Annotated in this window: 15 protein-coding genes; 2 read left to right on the top strand and 13 right to left on the bottom strand. The window is 45.4% G+C overall.

Features of this window, described 5'->3' with window-relative positions:
* Nucleotides 1-76 precede the first annotated feature (76 nt).
* Complete coding sequence (locus tag OE749_RS10230; protein WP_263712361.1) at nt 77-985, bottom strand: LysR family transcriptional regulator; 909 nt, start codon at nt 983-985, stop codon at nt 77-79.
* Nucleotides 986-1,083: 98 nt separating this feature from the next.
* Here OE749_RS10230 and OE749_RS10225 point away from each other — a divergent pair, with 98 nt between their 5' ends.
* Nucleotides 1,084-2,070, top strand: coding sequence for a zinc-dependent alcohol dehydrogenase family protein (locus OE749_RS10225; RefSeq protein WP_263712360.1), 987 nt, complete (start codon nt 1,084-1,086; stop codon nt 2,068-2,070).
* Nucleotides 2,071-2,144: 74 nt separating this feature from the next.
* Nucleotides 2,145-2,993 (top strand): DUF4437 domain-containing protein, encoded by an 849-nt coding sequence (locus tag OE749_RS10220; protein WP_263712359.1) that lies wholly within the window; start codon nt 2,145-2,147, stop codon nt 2,991-2,993.
* Nucleotides 2,994-3,117: 124 nt separating this feature from the next.
* Here OE749_RS10220 and OE749_RS10215 read toward each other — a convergent pair whose 3' ends face one another.
* The 12 genes from OE749_RS10215 to OE749_RS10160 form a co-directional block, all read right to left on the bottom strand.
* Entirely contained in the window at nt 3,118-5,421 is a 2,304-nt protein-coding gene (locus OE749_RS10215; protein WP_263712358.1) for a coiled-coil domain-containing protein, read from the bottom strand.
* 335 nt (nt 5,422-5,756) lie between these two features.
* Nucleotides 5,757-6,149, bottom strand: coding sequence for an MAPEG family protein (locus tag OE749_RS10210; RefSeq protein WP_263712679.1), 393 nt, complete (start codon nt 6,147-6,149; stop codon nt 5,757-5,759).
* 54 nt (nt 6,150-6,203) lie between these two features.
* A complete protein-coding gene (gene adk, locus OE749_RS10205) occupies nt 6,204-6,851 on the bottom strand; it encodes an adenylate kinase (RefSeq protein ID WP_263712357.1) in 648 nt (215 codons plus the stop codon).
* A gap of 325 nt (nt 6,852-7,176) precedes the next feature.
* Nucleotides 7,177-9,099, bottom strand: coding sequence for a molecular chaperone HtpG (gene htpG, locus OE749_RS10200; RefSeq protein ID WP_263712356.1), 1,923 nt, complete (start codon nt 9,097-9,099; stop codon nt 7,177-7,179).
* Nucleotides 9,100-9,220: 121 nt separating this feature from the next.
* The gene (gene recR, locus OE749_RS10195; RefSeq protein ID WP_263712355.1) at nt 9,221-9,820 is read right to left on the bottom strand and encodes a recombination mediator RecR; all 600 of its coding nucleotides are present in this window, start codon (nt 9,818-9,820) and stop codon (nt 9,221-9,223) included.
* A gap of 18 nt (nt 9,821-9,838) precedes the next feature.
* Entirely contained in the window at nt 9,839-10,165 is a 327-nt protein-coding gene (locus OE749_RS10190) for a YbaB/EbfC family nucleoid-associated protein (protein ID WP_263712354.1), read from the bottom strand.
* 17 nt (nt 10,166-10,182) lie between these two features.
* The gene (gene dnaX, locus OE749_RS10185; RefSeq protein WP_263712353.1) at nt 10,183-12,897 is read right to left on the bottom strand and encodes a DNA polymerase III subunit gamma/tau; all 2,715 of its coding nucleotides are present in this window, start codon (nt 12,895-12,897) and stop codon (nt 10,183-10,185) included.
* Between the two features lie 7 nt (nt 12,898-12,904).
* On the bottom strand, nt 12,905-13,441 hold the full coding sequence (gene apt, locus OE749_RS10180) for an adenine phosphoribosyltransferase (protein ID WP_263712352.1): 537 nt from the start codon (nt 13,439-13,441) through the stop codon (nt 12,905-12,907).
* A 36-nt stretch (nt 13,442-13,477) separates the two neighbouring features.
* Nucleotides 13,478-13,600 carry a hypothetical protein gene (locus OE749_RS10175; protein ID WP_263712351.1) on the bottom strand — a complete coding sequence of 41 codons (123 nt, stop codon included), beginning with the start codon at nt 13,598-13,600 and terminating at the stop codon, nt 13,478-13,480.
* Between the two features lie 197 nt (nt 13,601-13,797).
* Nucleotides 13,798-14,538: an HvfC family RiPP maturation protein gene (locus tag OE749_RS10170; protein ID WP_263712350.1), complete on the bottom strand. Its 741-nt coding sequence runs from the start codon at nt 14,536-14,538 to the stop codon at nt 13,798-13,800.
* Complete coding sequence (locus tag OE749_RS10165) at nt 14,538-15,386, bottom strand: HvfB family MNIO-type RiPP peptide maturase (protein ID WP_263712349.1); 849 nt, start codon at nt 15,384-15,386, stop codon at nt 14,538-14,540. Before OE749_RS10165 ends, OE749_RS10170 begins: the two co-directional genes overlap by 1 nt.
* Nucleotides 15,387-15,458: 72 nt before the next feature.
* On the bottom strand, nt 15,459-15,788 hold a 330-nt coding region (locus OE749_RS10160; RefSeq protein WP_263712348.1), incomplete at its 5' end, for an HvfA family oxazolone/thioamide-modified RiPP metallophore.

Raw genomic sequence — 15,788 nt, 5'->3', positions numbered from 1 at the left:
TATACCAAAGTTAAACATGTATCTCCCAACAACAGCGCCTTACGGCGCTGTTTTTTATTGAGCTATGTATTCGATATCAACGCTCCCAAATGGGCGGTTCACCTATTTTTTCAATCAAGTAATCAATAAACACCCGCACTGTGGCTGTGAGTACATTCGACTTGGGATAGACCAACCAAATGGCAGCATTATCGTCAACGACATAGTCTGGCAACACCCGTACTAAACTCCCCTCTTCCAACTCTTTATAAATATTCCATTTCGAACTCATACAAATTCCAACGCCTGCTTTAGCGGCAATTCGCATGCTTGCACCATCATCACATACAACACGACAGCGGTGCTTAACAGGAGGAAATGCCGAGACAACCGTATTTTGGCTCGATATTAACTTTCGTGGTTTTGAATGCATGAATGTAAGAATCTGGTGTTGTACAAGATCGTCAGGGTGTTTGGGTGTGCTATGTTTTTTCAAGTAATCTGGAGATGCACATAGAATCCGAGTGTCTTGCGCGAGTCTTCTGCCCATTAAACTGCTATCCTCAACGGCATAGTTACGAAGGGCAAGATCAAACCCACCTTCAATCAAGTTTGATTGTGCATCTGAAAGCATTAGATCAACGTTAATATCTGGGTAGCGCGCCAGAAACTCGGGAAGTATTGGCGCAATAAATAACTGTGCGAACGTACTAGACGACGCAAAACGCAATGTTCCGCTTACGGTCGCGCTGCCTCGCCCTAATGCTGCAAATGCAGCATCTTCTTGCGCAATGATTTCTTTGGCATAGGGAAGAAACTCTGCCCCTTCAATCGATAAGGTGATTTTGCGCGTTGAGCGATGAAACAAGTCAGTTCCTAACTTCACTTCAAGTTTAGATAACCGCGCACTCGCTACCGAAGGGGCAATGCCCAACCTTTTTCCAGCAGCGCTTATATTCAGCAACTCTGCAGCAATAACAAACAATCGAATACCATCGGTGTCCATTTATTATATCCAAAATACGAATTCTGATTCTATTTAAACGCCATTTATTCTGCTTTTCAATAAACCTAAACTGTAATTACATTAACTGGAGGCACATTATGCGAGCAATGATAGTCAACACCTTTGGTGGCCCCGACGTTTTCGAAGCCACGGAAATAGACAAACCTCAAATTAAAGCAGGGCACGTACTGGTCAAAATCGAGGCCACCAGCGTGAATACCGTAGATACGATGATTCGTGAAATGGGGCCCGAGCTACCGCTTTCTCCTTCGGCTCCCGCCCTGCTAGGTATGGATTTCGCTGGCGTTGTAGAAGAGGTGGGCGAGAACGTAACAGAGTATAGCGTAGGCGATGAAGTCTACGGCTGTGCGGGCGGCTTGGCAGACTTACCTGGTACATTGGCCGAATACATCGTCGCTGATGCTAACTTAATCGCTTTGAAACCTAAAAACTTATCTATGCGTGAAGCCGCAGCCATTCCGTTAGTGGGCATCACCGCCTACGAGGGTCTAAAACGAGCAGGCATTAAACAGGGCCAAAATGTGCTGGTTCATGGGGGTTCAGGTGGTGTCGGACATATCGCTCTGCAACTGGCGAAATACTTTGGTGCCAATGTTTATTCCACAGGCGGAGGCGAAGCTCAGTTAGCCCTTATTGAGAAACTAGGCGCAATACCAGTCAATTATAAATTAGAATCTGTAGAGAATTATGTTGAAAAGCATACCCAAGGTACTGGATTCGACATCGTGTATGATTCAGTTGGCGGCAAGAATATGACAAATTCCTTTGAAGCGGCAGCCCTCAATGGTCACGTCGTTTCTACCGTATCTATGGTGGAACTCGATCTTTCAACCGCTCACTTTAAAGGTTTGTCATTGCATGTCGTCTTTATGTTGATCCCCATGCTTCACAATTATCGTAGAAATGAGCACGCTAAAATTTTACACGCATTAACATCAATTATCGAAGCGGGCGAACTACACCCTGTGCTTGATGAATCGTCATTTTCCTTGTCTGAAATCGGTCAAGCTCACGCGCGCCTCGGTAGTGGCAAAGCGATGGGAAAGGTCGTTGTCACGGTGTAATAAGCACAATACTTGAGGAGTAAGTCTAGCTACTCCTCTTTTGCACGTATACTCGAAAAGGACAGGAGATCAACATGAAATTGAGTTCGTATATATGCTTACTCGCCCTAATAATGTTTGCACCTTTTTGTCGCTCATCTGATGTAAACCCAGCCCAGGTTGATATCATCACTGTCGACCAGCTTAAATGGGGATACCTGAACCCGCTTCGAGGAGAGAAGAGTCCGGGAGCCGTTGATTTATGGGGTGATAGAACAAAAAATGTCGCCACAGGCATGTTGGTAAGATTCAATAAAGGGTTTTCATCACCGCCTCATATTCATAATATCACTTACCGAGGCATCGTTATTCATGGTGCGATGCATAATGATGATCCCGATGCAGCCCACATGTGGTTGCCACCCGTTTCCTTCTGGACACAACCCGCAGGCAAACAACACGTTACAGCCGCAAACGCTGATAAAAATCTCATCTATCTTGAAATTGACAGCGGCCCATATTTAGTTAAACCAGAATCCAATCACTTTGATTCTGGAGGACATGCACTTAACGTACACGCGGCTAATCTGGTCTGGCTAGACCACTCTCAATCTGCGATTGTAACAAGTAGCAATATCGAAATAGCTCACCTTTGGCGTAATAATAAAGTGCATGATGCAGAAAGTAGTTTGCAGGGCATATTGCTAAAACTGGAAAGTGGCATACCTATCGATATTCAAAGCCAAGACCCCATCTTCAAAGCGGTAATTATTCAAGGTGCGATTACCTATCAATCTTCTACTAATAACGCTAAATATCAGCTAGAGGAAGGAAGTCTCTTTAGCTCATCTGGCGACGTAATGCACCGTATTACGCCTACGAACAACGCGATTATTTACATTCGATCTCATGCTGACTTTTCAGCTAGAGCCAAAAGTAAATAGCGAATTTGGTGTGCCAAAGCACACTCAACTATCGCATCAGGCGGGCTGATCACTTTTGGGTTGATCATCCCAACTGTTTACTCGGTTGTGTATGTCTTCTACCTAGCTAAATTATCTGTCTAATTTAGCTGACTTCATCAATAAAATTTCCCAGAGACTCTGAACGTGGTTGACGATTTTTCATCAGCTGAGCGTTGTCTTCGACCTCATCCTGCACTTGCTCTCGTGTTTCTTCTAGATAACCATCGAGATCAGTGTCCGCCGACTCAGGTAACTCAGGCGCTTCACCTTCAGCATTTCTCTCCACTAGCACCTGCAAAATTTCGGCTTGCTCCCTCAATAGCGCTTGACGCTGTTGAGCATCGATAAGGGGATCCAACTCATCAGCATCAAGCGTTTCCAATGCCTGCCCTTCCCGCCTGACATCTTCAAACTCGTCCACCTCATCAGATTGCACCCGTGCTTGATTATTTCTTTGAACATCATCTTCAGCCGCTTGACGATTCTCCGCTTCTCTGGCCGCTTGTTGAAGGGTCTCTGCTCTGATGTCTTGATTCGTTAACTCCTCTTGGACTAGCGTATTTTGCTGTTCGTTATCTCGCTGAATAGTACGAAGACGTTGTTCTTCGTTTTCACGCAATTCCGCTAACCGTTCTTCAACGCGCTGCTCTTCACGCACTTCCTCACGCTGTTCAGTGCTTGCGTTTTGATTTTGGCGGCGCTCTCTGAGTTGGACCTCTTGCTGCTCTCTACTCTCTATCCGGTTTTCTCTCAATTCAGTTTGCGCAGCTTGTTCACTTTGGCGAGATTCACGGCCATCTACTTCTTGCGCTTCACGATTTTCTATTCGATTCTCTCTTGATTCAGCTTGCTCTGCTTGCTCACTTTGGCGCGCCTCACGGCGATCAACCTCATTGCTTTCACGGCGCTCTACTCTGTTCTCTCGCGCTTCTGTTTGTCCAGCTTGTTCACTTTGACGGGCTTCACGGCGGTCTACGTCATTTTCTTCACGGCGTTCTGTGCGGTTTTCTTGGGCTTCTGTTTGCCCTGCCTGTTCACTTTGGCGGGCTTCGCGGCGACCTACTTCATTTTCTTCACGGTCTTCTATGCGGTTTTCTCGCGCTTCTGTTTGCCCAGCCTGTTCACTCTGGCGGGCTTCGCGGCGGTCTACATCGGTTTCTTCACGACGTTCAGTGCGGTTTTCTTGAGCTTCTGTTTGCCCTGCCTGCTCACTCTGGCGGGCTTCGCGGCGGTCTACATCGTTTTCTTCACGACGTCCAGTGCGGTCTTCTCGGACTTCTGTTTGCCCAGCCTGTTCATTCTGGCGGGCTTCGCGGCGGTCTACGTCGGTTTCTTCACGGCCTTCTATGCGATTTTCTCGCGTTTCTGTTTGCGCAGTCTGCTCACTTTGACGGGCTTCGCGGCGGTCTACCTCGGTTTCTTCACGGCGTTCTATCCGGTTTTCTCGCGCTTCTGTTTCCCCAGCCTGTTCACTCTGGCGGGCTTCGCGGCGGTCTACCTCGGTTTCTTCACGGCCTTCTATGCGATCTTCTCGCGCTTCTGTTTGCGCAGCCTGTTCACTCTGGCGGGCTTCACGGCGGTCTACCTCGGTTTCTTCACGGCGTTCTATGCGATTTTCTCGCGCTTCTGTTTGCGCAGCCTGTTCACTTTGGCGGGCTTCGCGGGGCGCAATATCGTTTTCAACTTCAATCGAGTTCGTCGTATCAGGTCTAGCCGACGAGGAACGATTAACATTATCCTCATTGCCTGCTAGAGCACTTTGAACTCGAGCCGATATCTGTTCCCGCAATTGATCTGCAGTATTCACAGATTCTGTCCCTGATTCGCGCAGCTGATCATTCTGTATATCGCTATTTGTCTGCTGTTCACGTTGCGAAATGCCCGCGCTCCGTTCACTATCTAAAGTAACACTGACTTCTTCATTCTCTTCTTCAACAATTCCCTCATCATCATTTAAGGTAGCATCGCTGACATTTCCATTTTCTCGCTGTGACTCAGCGATATCATTCAATGACGTTTCTCCATTACTCTGCCTACGGATCTCATCACGAAGATCGAGTTGATTGAGTTCTTCTTCTATTTGAGATAAGCGTTGTGCCAGTGCTTGCGAAGGTTGCTGCTCTAGTGCAATAACGCTATTTAACTGAAAATTGACCTCTGCAAGTCGATTTGGGTTTGATGGCGGAGTGATATTTAGATCTGTCGTTCTACTCGCATCTCTGATTGCCTGTTGTCGTTGCGAGGGCTCTTTTGCCTGACTGGTTTCAGCTAGCTCTTCATCCGAAGGTAAGTTGTCTGGTACACCGATATCACCCTGCTGCGGGCGCGCGCTATTCTCTTCATTAGAATAAAGTGGGGTTTCTTGGCGACGAATATTAGCATCACCAACACTATATGGTACATCCATAACGCCTCCTGAGTACGATACTCTGCAGGACTCAACAAACTACCAACGTTTCATTCAACTATGTAAAGTATCGTCCAAAACAAGTTAATTTTCCTGCGAACTTATTCGTTGGCCCGGTTGAGATAGTCTTTATCAAGATTCAGTGTTGCAGCTTTTATTCCAAGGCCGATAGTAGCCCTTTGAGCAAAGGCGACTACTAATCATAATTTATTGATTTGTAATTCGTTTTACGGAAAGTTTAAAGAAATGTGTAAAGATAAATCTGGCTGTTATTAGCATGAATAAACGTAAATCTTTCATTCGGGATGAAAAGATTGCACATCAATCTGGCATTGTTATCGATAAAACAGCCACAGATTCATCGCCGATAATGTGAAGATCACTAAATAAGTAAGAAGCGTACCAACAAAGCGCTGCCAACTTTCTGCAACGTGGTGGCGCTGGCCATAAGCATGAAGCACACGACCTAAAATAAGAACCGCTCCACATATGTGCAGGATAAGTGGATTGATAGCGTTTAATTCTCCGAGCAACAACAGTAAGAGTGCCATAGGCACATATTCAGCAAAATTCGCATGAGCACGGATATTTTGCTTAACGTGCTTTTCTCCGCCATCCCCTAACGCAACACCATACTCCTTCCGTTGAACAATCACTTGTATTGCCAAATACAAAAACATAACTGCCAACAGAGAAGCATAAAATGAAGTAATAGGAACGTATAGCATCACTGGTTTGCCCCTAAACGAATAAAGCCCACTCACGTGGGCTTTATAAAAGAATTATTCGCCAAGTAGCGCTGCAAGCTTGGTGCTTACTTCTTCAACCGGCTGTGTACCATCTAATTTATGATACTGACAGTTGCCAGCGCTTGCCTCTTGCTGATAATAATCAACAAGCGGTTTTGTTTGTTCATGATAAATACCTAAACGCTTACGAACCGTATCTTCCTGATCATCAGGACGTATAACAAGTTCTTCGCCAGTCTCATCATCTTTGTTTTCAACTTTTGGCGGATTGTAGCGAATGTGATAAACGCGACCTGATGCGGGGTGAACGCGACGTCCGCCCATACGCTCTACGATCACTTCATCGTCAACGTCAAATTCAATAACGTGATCGATAGCAATGCCCGCTTCCTTCATGGCGTCAGCCTGAGGGATGGTGCGAGGAAAACCGTCTAGCAAAAAGCCATTTTCACAGTCAGGCTGCGCTATTCGCTCTTTCACTAAACCAATGATAATCTCATCAGACACTAATTTGCCTTCATCCATGACTTTCTTAGCTGCAAGTCCGAGCTCTGTTCCTGCGCTGATTGCAGCACGCAACATATCGCCCGTAGAGATTTGTGGAATTCCATACTTACCCATTAAAAACTGAGCCTGAGTGCCTTTACCTGCACCTGGAGCACCAAGAAGGATGATGCGCATGCCGTGTCCTCTTATTCTTTGAAAACGTTAAATACTTCGAGTCCGCAACTTTACACATTCAGCTAGCGTGATACAAGCCGATTAGTACAAAGAACAATCGATTAACGCACTCTATTTGATTTATTTTAACAAATCCGTCAAAAACCTTCCCACTCCTTATTTGAAAGGGCTATAAATAAACGAACTTAACCAAATAGTCATATTACGTCGCATTGGTTCCTCACCAATTTGCATTAAATGTAGACAAAAACATTAATTTTGCGCAATAGAAACAAAAAAGGGAGCATCCGCTCCCCTTTCTAATCGACATTATTCTGCTGTAGGCTTATTTAGCTAGGTCCATCAGTAATGCGTTAAGTTTCGTCACAAAGCTAGCAGGGTCTTTCAAACTACCTTGCTCAGATAATGCGGCTTGATCAAACAACACCTCTGACCATTGAGCAAAGCGCGCTTCATCTTGAACATCTGCCAAGATTTTCACGAGTGCATGCTCTGGGTTTAATTCAAAGTGATATTTAGCCTCTGGTACAGGTTGTCCTGCCGCTTGCATGAGTTTAATCATTTGCGTCGTCATACCATGCTCATCAGCAACGATGCACGCTGGAGAATCAGTCAAACGATGCGTGAATTTCACGCTTTCAACTTTGTCACCTAGCGCGGTTTTTACACGCTCTAGTAAACCTTCTACTTGCTTTTCAGCTTCTTCTTGTGCCTTCTTGCTTTCTTCATCATCGAGTTCGCCCAAGTCAAGCTCACCACGGGTGATTGACTGGAACGTCTTCTCTTTGAATTCAGTAAGATGCGACATCAACCATTCGTCGATGCGATCAGATAGCAACAAGACCTCAATGCCCTTTTTACGGAAGATTTCCAAATGCGGGCTAGTTTTCGCTGCCTGATAGCTATCAGCAGTAATATAGTAGATCTTTTCCTGACCTTCTTTCATTCGCTCAATGTAGCTATCTAAGCCTACCGTTTGTGCATCTGAATCACTGTGAGTAGATGCAAAACGTAGCAATCCAGCAATTTTTTCTTTATTACTGAAATCCTCGGCTGGTCCTTCTTTTAATACATTGCCAAATTCAGACCAGAACGCTTGATACTGCTCTTCGTCGTTCGCTGCCAAACGTTCAAGCATTTGCAAAACTCGCTTGGTACAGCCTTGACGCATCGCTTGTGTCACTTTGTTGTCTTGCAAAATTTCACGAGACACATTCAAAGGTAAGTCATTTGAATCAAGCAACCCTTTTACAAAACGCAGGTAGGTTGGCATAAATTGCTCAGCATCATCCATGATAAATACGCGCTGAACGTACAGTTTCAATCCGTGCTTCTGGTCACGATTCCACAAGTCAAATGGCGCCTTTGACGGAATGTAAAGCAGGCTGGTATATTCGTTTTTCCCCTCAACCTTGTTATGCGACCATTTCAACGGATCGGCATAATCATGAGAGATATGTTTGTAAAACTCTTGATATTCTTCATCAGATATTTCTGACTTATCACGTGTCCACAATGCCGTGGCTCGGTTAATGGCTTCCCATTCGCCGTCTTGAGCTGGAATTTTTTCGCCATCAGGGCCGTCTTGTTCTGGCACAGGCTCTTTCCACATTCTCACAGGAATACTAATGTGATCAGAGTACTTTCCAATGATTGAACGCAAACGCCATGCGTCTAAAAACTCTTTTTCTTCTTCGCGAAGATGCAGGATGATCTCTGTTCCGCGTACTGACTTTTCAACGTCAGACACCGTGAACTCACCTTCTCCCTCAGACTGCCACTCAACACCACGTTGCTTATCTTCACCCGCCGCTCGCGTGCGCACAGTGACTTTATCGGCAACGATAAACGCAGAGTAAAAGCCGACCCCAAATTGTCCAATAAGTTGGGAGTCTTTTGCTTGATCACCAGACAACTGACTAAAAAATTCCGATGTGCCTGAACGCGCAATCGTCCCAAGGTTTTCAATCACCTCGTCTCGCGTCATACCAATGCCGTTATCGGCAATCGTCAAGGTACCGGCATTTTCATCAACGGAAATCTTAACGTGTAAGTCACCGTCATCTTCGTAGAGGCTATCGTTCGATAACGCTTTAAAACGCAATTTATCGGCAGCGTCTGCAGCGTTAGAAACAAGCTCACGAAGAAAGATTTCTTTATTGGAATATAGTGAATGGATCATCAATTGAAGTAATTTCTTTACTTCAGTTTGAAAACCATGTGTTTCTTGATGGGCTGTTTCAGCCATAGATGTCAATCTCCTATTCATCACTCGCGTGTACGCAAAGAAAATAGGGGTGATTTATACCTTTTCAAGCCATCACTAACAAATTTGCTGAATTTTTGCCATTGAAACGGCGAAATTGCTGTTAAAGTGAGCGACGCCCACTAAACGCGTGAGACAAGGTGTTTCCGTCAATGTACTCTAATTCACCACCGACAGGTACACCGTGAGCAATGCGCGTGGCTTGCAAATCATAGCTTTTGCACATTTGCGCAATGTAGTGCGCCGTTGCCTCTCCCTCAACCGTGGGGTTAGTGGCAAGAATTACTTCATCATACGCGTTCGACGCTAGGCGTTTATCAAGAATATGCAGGCCAATTTCGTTAGGCCCAATGCCATCAATGGGAGAAAGGTGTCCCATTAGAACAAAGTAGCGCCCTTTAAACTCTGCAGTTTGTTCTATTGCTACGATGTCTTGTGGTGATTCTACGACACATAACTGCCGCGATTCAGCGCGCTTAGCACTGCTACATATCTCGCAGATCTCTGCTTCAGTAAAAGTACGACATGAACCACAATGTTGCACATGCTCCATCGCATCATGCAAAATCTGGCTCAATTTTAGCGCCCCTGACCGATTACGCTCGAGCAACTGAAAGGCCATACGCTGTGCGCTTTTGGGGCCAACGCCTGGCAGAACTTTGAATGCATCGATTAACTCATCGATCAAGGGACTAAATTTCATACAATCTACGCCAAAAAATTAGAACGGCATTTTGAAACCTGGAGGCATTGGCATGCCGCCAGTGATGGAAGACATCTTCTCTTTTGAAGTTTCTTGCACACGACGAACCGCGTCGTTAGTTGCGGCTGCAACAAGATCTTCAATCATGTCTTTGTCGTCTTCCATTAAGCTTTCGTCGATATCGACACGGCGAACATTGTGGTTACATGTCATTGTCACCTTAACCATGCCTGCACCCGCTTCGCCTGTTACTTCCATACTAGCCAGCTCTTCTTGGGCTTTTTGCATGCGCTCTTGCATTTGCTGCGCCTGCTTCATGATATTTCCCATACCACCTTTAAACATAATAATTCTCTCTCTGATTATCTGGGTTTAATGCTGTTCTCAACGATATTTGCTGAAAACGCGCTCTTCAGGCTTGTAATGTGAGCATCAGTTTGAACTACTGACTGTGCGTGAACTTGCCTGACTTCATTAATTTTTTTCTGTAATGCAAACGGTGTGTTTGACGGCATGTCTAGCCTAATATCGAGAGTAATAGGTTTAGACAATGTCTGGCCCAATGCATGTTGTAATTGCTGTACCGATGAGTCGGACACTAAATGCGCCTTCTCTGATGGTAATGTGAGGACGACGGTGTCTTCTTTCAATGTATAAGCGGCATGCAACGCTAATTGCTTTGTTAATGCGGTTATTGGCATTGACTCGATCAACGCACTCCATGTATCAAGTTGATGTGCGTATAGTACTTTTTCTCCGCCTGTTAAAAACGCAGGAACATCAACCGTAACAGGCACATCGACTTCATCATGTAAATGCGCCATCGGATCAAATTCTTCCGCGTCTTGCTCCATCTGTTCAGCGTGCACATCAAAGACGACATCTGTTGAGGCATGGGGCAAAACGTCCTCGTCTCCCACATCCCAAGGAGGCGCGTCTTGCACGCGTTGTGACGCTTGTGCTACATCGTCATCAACTTGATTCGGTACAAAAGCATGCGACACGCTGTCCGTTGGAGCAACATTATCAGTAAATGTCTGCTCGCTGGTGTTAGCGTCTACGGTGACGCTATGCTCGGGTTGGGCAAAATCGTTATCCGCTAGCGATAAATCAGCAGTCTCTGTGGAAAGATCGAATGTCGTGCTGGGTGCCTGATTAGTCGCCTCTTTATCCATTGCACCTAAATGCGCGCTGTCGCGTTGCATAGGCTGTAACGATGTGACCTTAGGCTCTTGCGTCTCATTAGCGGCAGTATTTTGTTTAACCATGCTTTCCGCAAAAAAGCTATCTTCGGTATCTGAGGCACTTACATCAGGGGTAAACTCTGACAACTTGCGCGCATGCGAGGCTGCTTGAATACGGGCAACAGGATCATCCTGAACCTTTGGTTCATCGATATCTATCGCTGGCTTTTTTCCCTCTTCCTCTCCTCCGCTTGATGTGGCGGAAGGTTTAGCGCCAGAATGATTCTGCGTACTTTGTTGCAGAGACAATAGCGTCTCGGTTAAGGATTGTGTTGATGCTGGCACAGGCGCAGTAGCCGGCCCAGACTCGGCAGGCGTTGACTCTTCTTGAACGCTTTCATTGTGCGTTTCAGGCGTAAGCGATGCACCTAATTGCTGCGCTTGCAACATGATATCTTCTTGTTGGGCAATTAATGCGGAAGATTCTGCGCTGAACTCCTCTTCTGAGAGAGCAGGTTGCTCGCTTTCAATTGCCTGTTGCGCTAGGTTTACGTTCGTTGGTACAGCAGACAAATCCATTTCGACAGGCGGCTGCGCTTGATACGCATTTTCCTGTGCAGGCTGGGAGGGATGCATTTCCTCAGACTGCGTCTCTCGTTGTGCTAGAATCGCGGCAGGCAAAGTCGAATTGACTGATGCATTTGCATGGCTTGTTTCGGGCCCATTTGTACTCGTAGAACTAGACGCTAAAGGCTGCGCAGACGCTTGAGTCATTGGAGTTAATTGCGCTTGTTCAGAACTCCCTTGATTGTCGGGGCTAAAAGCCAACATACGAATCAAGGTCATTTCTAGCCCTGTTCTTGCGTCGGGCGCGAATTGGATATCTTTTTTTCCGTTTAACGCAATTTGATACAATAATTGAACATGCTCTGGCGAAACCATCTTCGCCAGCTCAAAAATTCCACGCGCTGATGTCGTTTCTAACTTGCAAACTTCAGGCACAAATTGAGTTAACGCAACTTGATGTAATAAACTTTGTAGCTCATCAAGCACATGTTCAAATGACGTAGCTTGAACAGCAAGTTGCTCCACCAGCGACATGACACCTGACACATTTTTACTCAGCACAGCATGCAGCAGTTTTAATACTTGATCTTTATCCATCAAGCCAAGCATATCGGCAACTACATTCGCTGATACATTGCCGTTACCTTGCGCAATCGCTTGGTCAGTTAAACTCAGCGCGTCACGCATACTTCCTTGTGCTGCTCTTGCTAATGACGCAATGGCATTTGCCTCAAACGTAATTGATTCCGCGTGTAAAATATGATCAAGCTGCGTGGATATTTGCTCTCTGGACAATGCCTTTAAATTGAACTGCAAACAACGCGACAATATGGTAATCGGCAGTTTTTGCGGGTCAGTAGTAGCAAGCAGAAACTTCACATGGGGAGGCGGCTCTTCAAGGGTTTTTAGCAGCGCATTGAAGCTATGTTTTGACAACATATGTACTTCGTCTATTAGATAGACTTTGTAGTCACCGCGCGTTGGCTTGTATTGCACGTTATCAAGCAACTCGCGCGTGTCTTCCACCTTAGTACGCGATGCTGCATCGATTTCGAGCAAATCAACATAGTTACCCTGCTCAATTTCTTTACAGGTCGAGCACTCGCCACAAGGGTGGGCGCTTTTTCCCTGCTCACAATTTAAGCTTTTAGAAAATATGCGTGCTATCGTCGTTTTTCCGACACCGCGCGTACCTGTAAACAGATACGCATGATGGAGTCGGTTATTTTCTAGCGCACTCGTAATTGCCGCAACGACATGTTCTTGCCCCACAAGTTCTGAAAATGTGCGGGGACGCCATTTACGGGCGAGAACTTGATAGCTCATTGATAGGTTATTCGCCGTCAAAATCACACAATGCGTATGATTCTACATCGATTTCCTGAAGTTTTTGAACACCGCCAAGATCAGGCAGTGAAATAATAAAACCTGCGTGCTCAACAACGCCACCCAGACGACGAATCAGGTTCGCTGTTGCTACCATCGTTCCGCCTGTTGCAAGAAGATCGTCTATCATCAACACGCGTTCGCCAGGTTTAATCGCATCTTTGTGAATTTCAAGCGTATCCATACCGTACTCAAGTTCGTAGGTTTCGCTGATCGTTTCACGCGGCAACTTATTAGGTTTTCTAACCGGAATAAAGCCCACACCTAACTCAATAGCCAGTGGTGCGCCGAACAAAAAGCCTCTGGCTTCAGTTCCGGCTACTTTATCAATATTCATTGGACCGAACTTTTCTACCATCAACTTTATCGCTGATGTAAACGCTGAATGATCTTCAAGAACAGACGTCACGTCTCTGAACATAATCCCTGGTTTGGGATAATCCGGTACGGTTTTTACAACCGATTTAATATACTCTGCAGACACTGATTTCCTCAATATCGACGTTAGAGAAGCGTTCGCTTACAGGAAAAATACAAACCAGCCCGCGATAACATGCATAAGTGGCAATGCCACTAGCACTGCGACGGCAGCAAAAAAATATCCCCAATTAAACGGATCCTGTGTACCACTTTCGTGTTGCATGAGAGAGCTCCTCACATTGAATTAAACAAAGGGCGAATATTAATGCAATCAGCCTTGAAATAATAGCCTTAGACTAGCGAAAAGTGGATCTAAGTGGTGACTTTTTGGTCTGACGGGTGGAATAGCCGATAAATTAAGCACGTATTCTGTTCTAAAACGCATACACTTTATAAGGCGTGTTCGAGTCTCTTTACGATTCACTTTAAATAAAGAATATGCTTGTCGATTAACATTCGTAACGTGTCTGTGAGTCCATTTTGCAAAACGGAAGTGTCGAACTGCTGAAAGCGCTCGGTCATATCTGCCATTAACGCCCGAAGGGTCAATGTCCCCTCAGCATCTTCAATTTGCTTAACAGCTAACGCTGTTAGTTGATTAATCAACATAAAAGCGACGTCATCTTCAGCATCACGATATACAATAAGATATACGGGTTCTTCCGGTTCTTGGGGCTGATAATCTGGAGATATGCCATGCACGGGGAACTGATAACTTAATAAAACACTCACATCTGACAAACATAATAGGGAGTCAATATGCAGCTCATTTGCATTCGATATCACGGCGCTTCCATGCCTGATGCTTATTGAGAGTTCTACCCACTCATAATGAGCAAGTTCTTGAAGAAACGGTGGATCATCTGGCTGCATGACATACGTATTCGCCAAATATTCAACAAATTCTTTGCTGATATCAGCAAAATAAGGTGAGCGACACGCATGCTCTATAAAGAACCCTCTTACTAGCTGACGCCACCTATCTTCTGAATACAAAGACTGAAGTACTGGAAAGCCAGAATCAATGAAACCTTTTACATTGTTGAAAAACAGATCTTGATAAATTGCCATTCTTCTTTGCTCGATATCAGCAAATTGCGAGGGCTGAGAAGGATTTTTAATCTCCTCCATAAATTGGCGTTGAACGTCAGAAAAATGCATCAGGCTGGCTTCTTTTTAGGCTGTAATGTTAGATATTTATTCTGGAGCGTAGCAATATGTTCAAGTTCTTGCTTCAACATCGAATAAGCAGGAATATTAAAGTCTCGCTCAAGCAATGTAGGAAACACACCGTGCAACGCATAGGCTTTGTCAAGCAGCTGCCAAACGGGTTCAATCACATCTGCTCCATGCGTATCTACTTTCAAGTCCTCTGCTTCATCAAAATGCCCAGCAATGTGCCCGTAAACAATCCGTTCGCTTGGCATTGCAGCCAGAAATGACTCTGCGTCGTAACCATGGTTAATTGAATTTACGTAGATGTTATTGACATCAAGCAATAACTGACAATCCGCTTCATTTAGCACTGCCAACGTAAACTCCTGCTCTGACATTTCTTGTCCAGGCGCAGCGTAATAAGACACATTTTCCATCACTAATGGGCGCTCTAAAATATCCTGCGCTTGACGAATTTTAGTACTTACATGCACAACGCTTTCTTCTGTGAATGGAATGGGCATCAAATCATACATGTGCCCCTTCCCCGAACAATAACTCAAGTGTTCGCTATAATGGATCACATTGTGTAAATCCAAAAAATGCTTCACTTCCTTAACAAAATTAACATCCAGCGGTTCTGGACTGCCAATCGAAAGGGATAATCCATGACAGACAAAAGGAGCAGATGACGTAAATTGACGTAACTGCTTAGCGTACTTCCCTCCGAAAGGGATCCAATTTTCAGGCGCTATCTCCCAAAAGTGCACTTCACTAGGGATATCAGGAAGAAGCTCGTCCATCATTTCACGGCGAAGGCCAAGACCAACACCCGAAATGTAATTTTGTATCATGGTATATCCTGTTAACGGAGTTAAGCGGAAAAGGGCTGAACACTCAGCCCTTCATAGAGGAGATGCGAGAAATTAAGCCTGTCCGCCGCATTTACCCTCGCCACACTTACCTTCTTTTTTGGCTTTGTCGCCGCCACATTTACCTTCGCCACACTTACCTTCTTTGTGCGCTTTATCGCCGCCACATTTACCTTCGCCACACTTGCCTTCTTTGTGCGCTTTGTCGCCGCCGCATTTACCTTCGCCACACTTGCCTTCTTTGTGCGCTTTGTCGCCGCCACATTTACCTTCGCCACACTTGCCTTCTTTGTGCGCTTTGTCGCCGCCACATTTACCTTCGCCACACTTGCCTTCTTTGTGCGCTTTGTCGCCGCCACATTTACCTTCGCCACACTTGCCTTC

It is taken from the genome of Fluctibacter corallii, assembly GCF_025751585.1.
Lineage (GTDB): Bacteria > Pseudomonadota > Gammaproteobacteria > Enterobacterales > Alteromonadaceae > Fluctibacter_A > Fluctibacter_A corallii.
Note: the sequence above shows the minus strand (reverse complement) of the source record. Positions and strands in the feature narration are given on the sequence as shown.

Excerpts from the sequence above, each read along its gene's own strand:
- OE749_RS10230 (WP_263712361.1), bottom strand. The coding sequence starts at position 985 with ATGGACACCGATGGTATTCGATTGTTTGTTATTGCTGCAGAGTTGCTG.
- OE749_RS10220 (WP_263712359.1), top strand. The coding sequence starts at position 2,145 with ATGAAATTGAGTTCGTATATATGCTTACTCGCCCTAATAATGTTTGCA.
- adk (WP_263712357.1), bottom strand. The coding sequence starts at position 6,851 with ATGCGCATCATCCTTCTTGGTGCTCCAGGTGCAGGTAAAGGCACTCAG.
- OE749_RS10225 (WP_263712360.1), top strand. The coding sequence starts at position 1,084 with ATGCGAGCAATGATAGTCAACACCTTTGGTGGCCCCGACGTTTTCGAA.
- dnaX (WP_263712353.1), bottom strand. The coding sequence starts at position 12,897 with ATGAGCTATCAAGTTCTCGCCCGTAAATGGCGTCCCCGCACATTTTCA.
- OE749_RS10175 (WP_263712351.1), bottom strand. The coding sequence starts at position 13,600 with ATGCAACACGAAAGTGGTACACAGGATCCGTTTAATTGGGGATATTTT.
- OE749_RS10210 (WP_263712679.1), bottom strand. The coding sequence starts at position 6,149 with ATGCTATACGTTCCTATTACTTCATTTTATGCTTCTCTGTTGGCAGTT.
- OE749_RS10215 (WP_263712358.1), bottom strand. The coding sequence starts at position 5,421 with ATGGATGTACCATATAGTGTTGGTGATGCTAATATTCGTCGCCAAGAA.
- htpG (WP_263712356.1), bottom strand. The coding sequence starts at position 9,099 with ATGGCTGAAACAGCCCATCAAGAAACACATGGTTTTCAAACTGAAGTA.
- OE749_RS10170 (WP_263712350.1), bottom strand. The coding sequence starts at position 14,538 with ATGCATTTTTCTGACGTTCAACGCCAATTTATGGAGGAGATTAAAAAT.
- OE749_RS10190 (WP_263712354.1), bottom strand. The coding sequence starts at position 10,165 with ATGTTTAAAGGTGGTATGGGAAATATCATGAAGCAGGCGCAGCAAATG.
- recR (WP_263712355.1), bottom strand. The coding sequence starts at position 9,820 with ATGAAATTTAGTCCCTTGATCGATGAGTTAATCGATGCATTCAAAGTT.
- OE749_RS10165 (WP_263712349.1), bottom strand. The coding sequence starts at position 15,386 with ATGATACAAAATTACATTTCGGGTGTTGGTCTTGGCCTTCGCCGTGAA.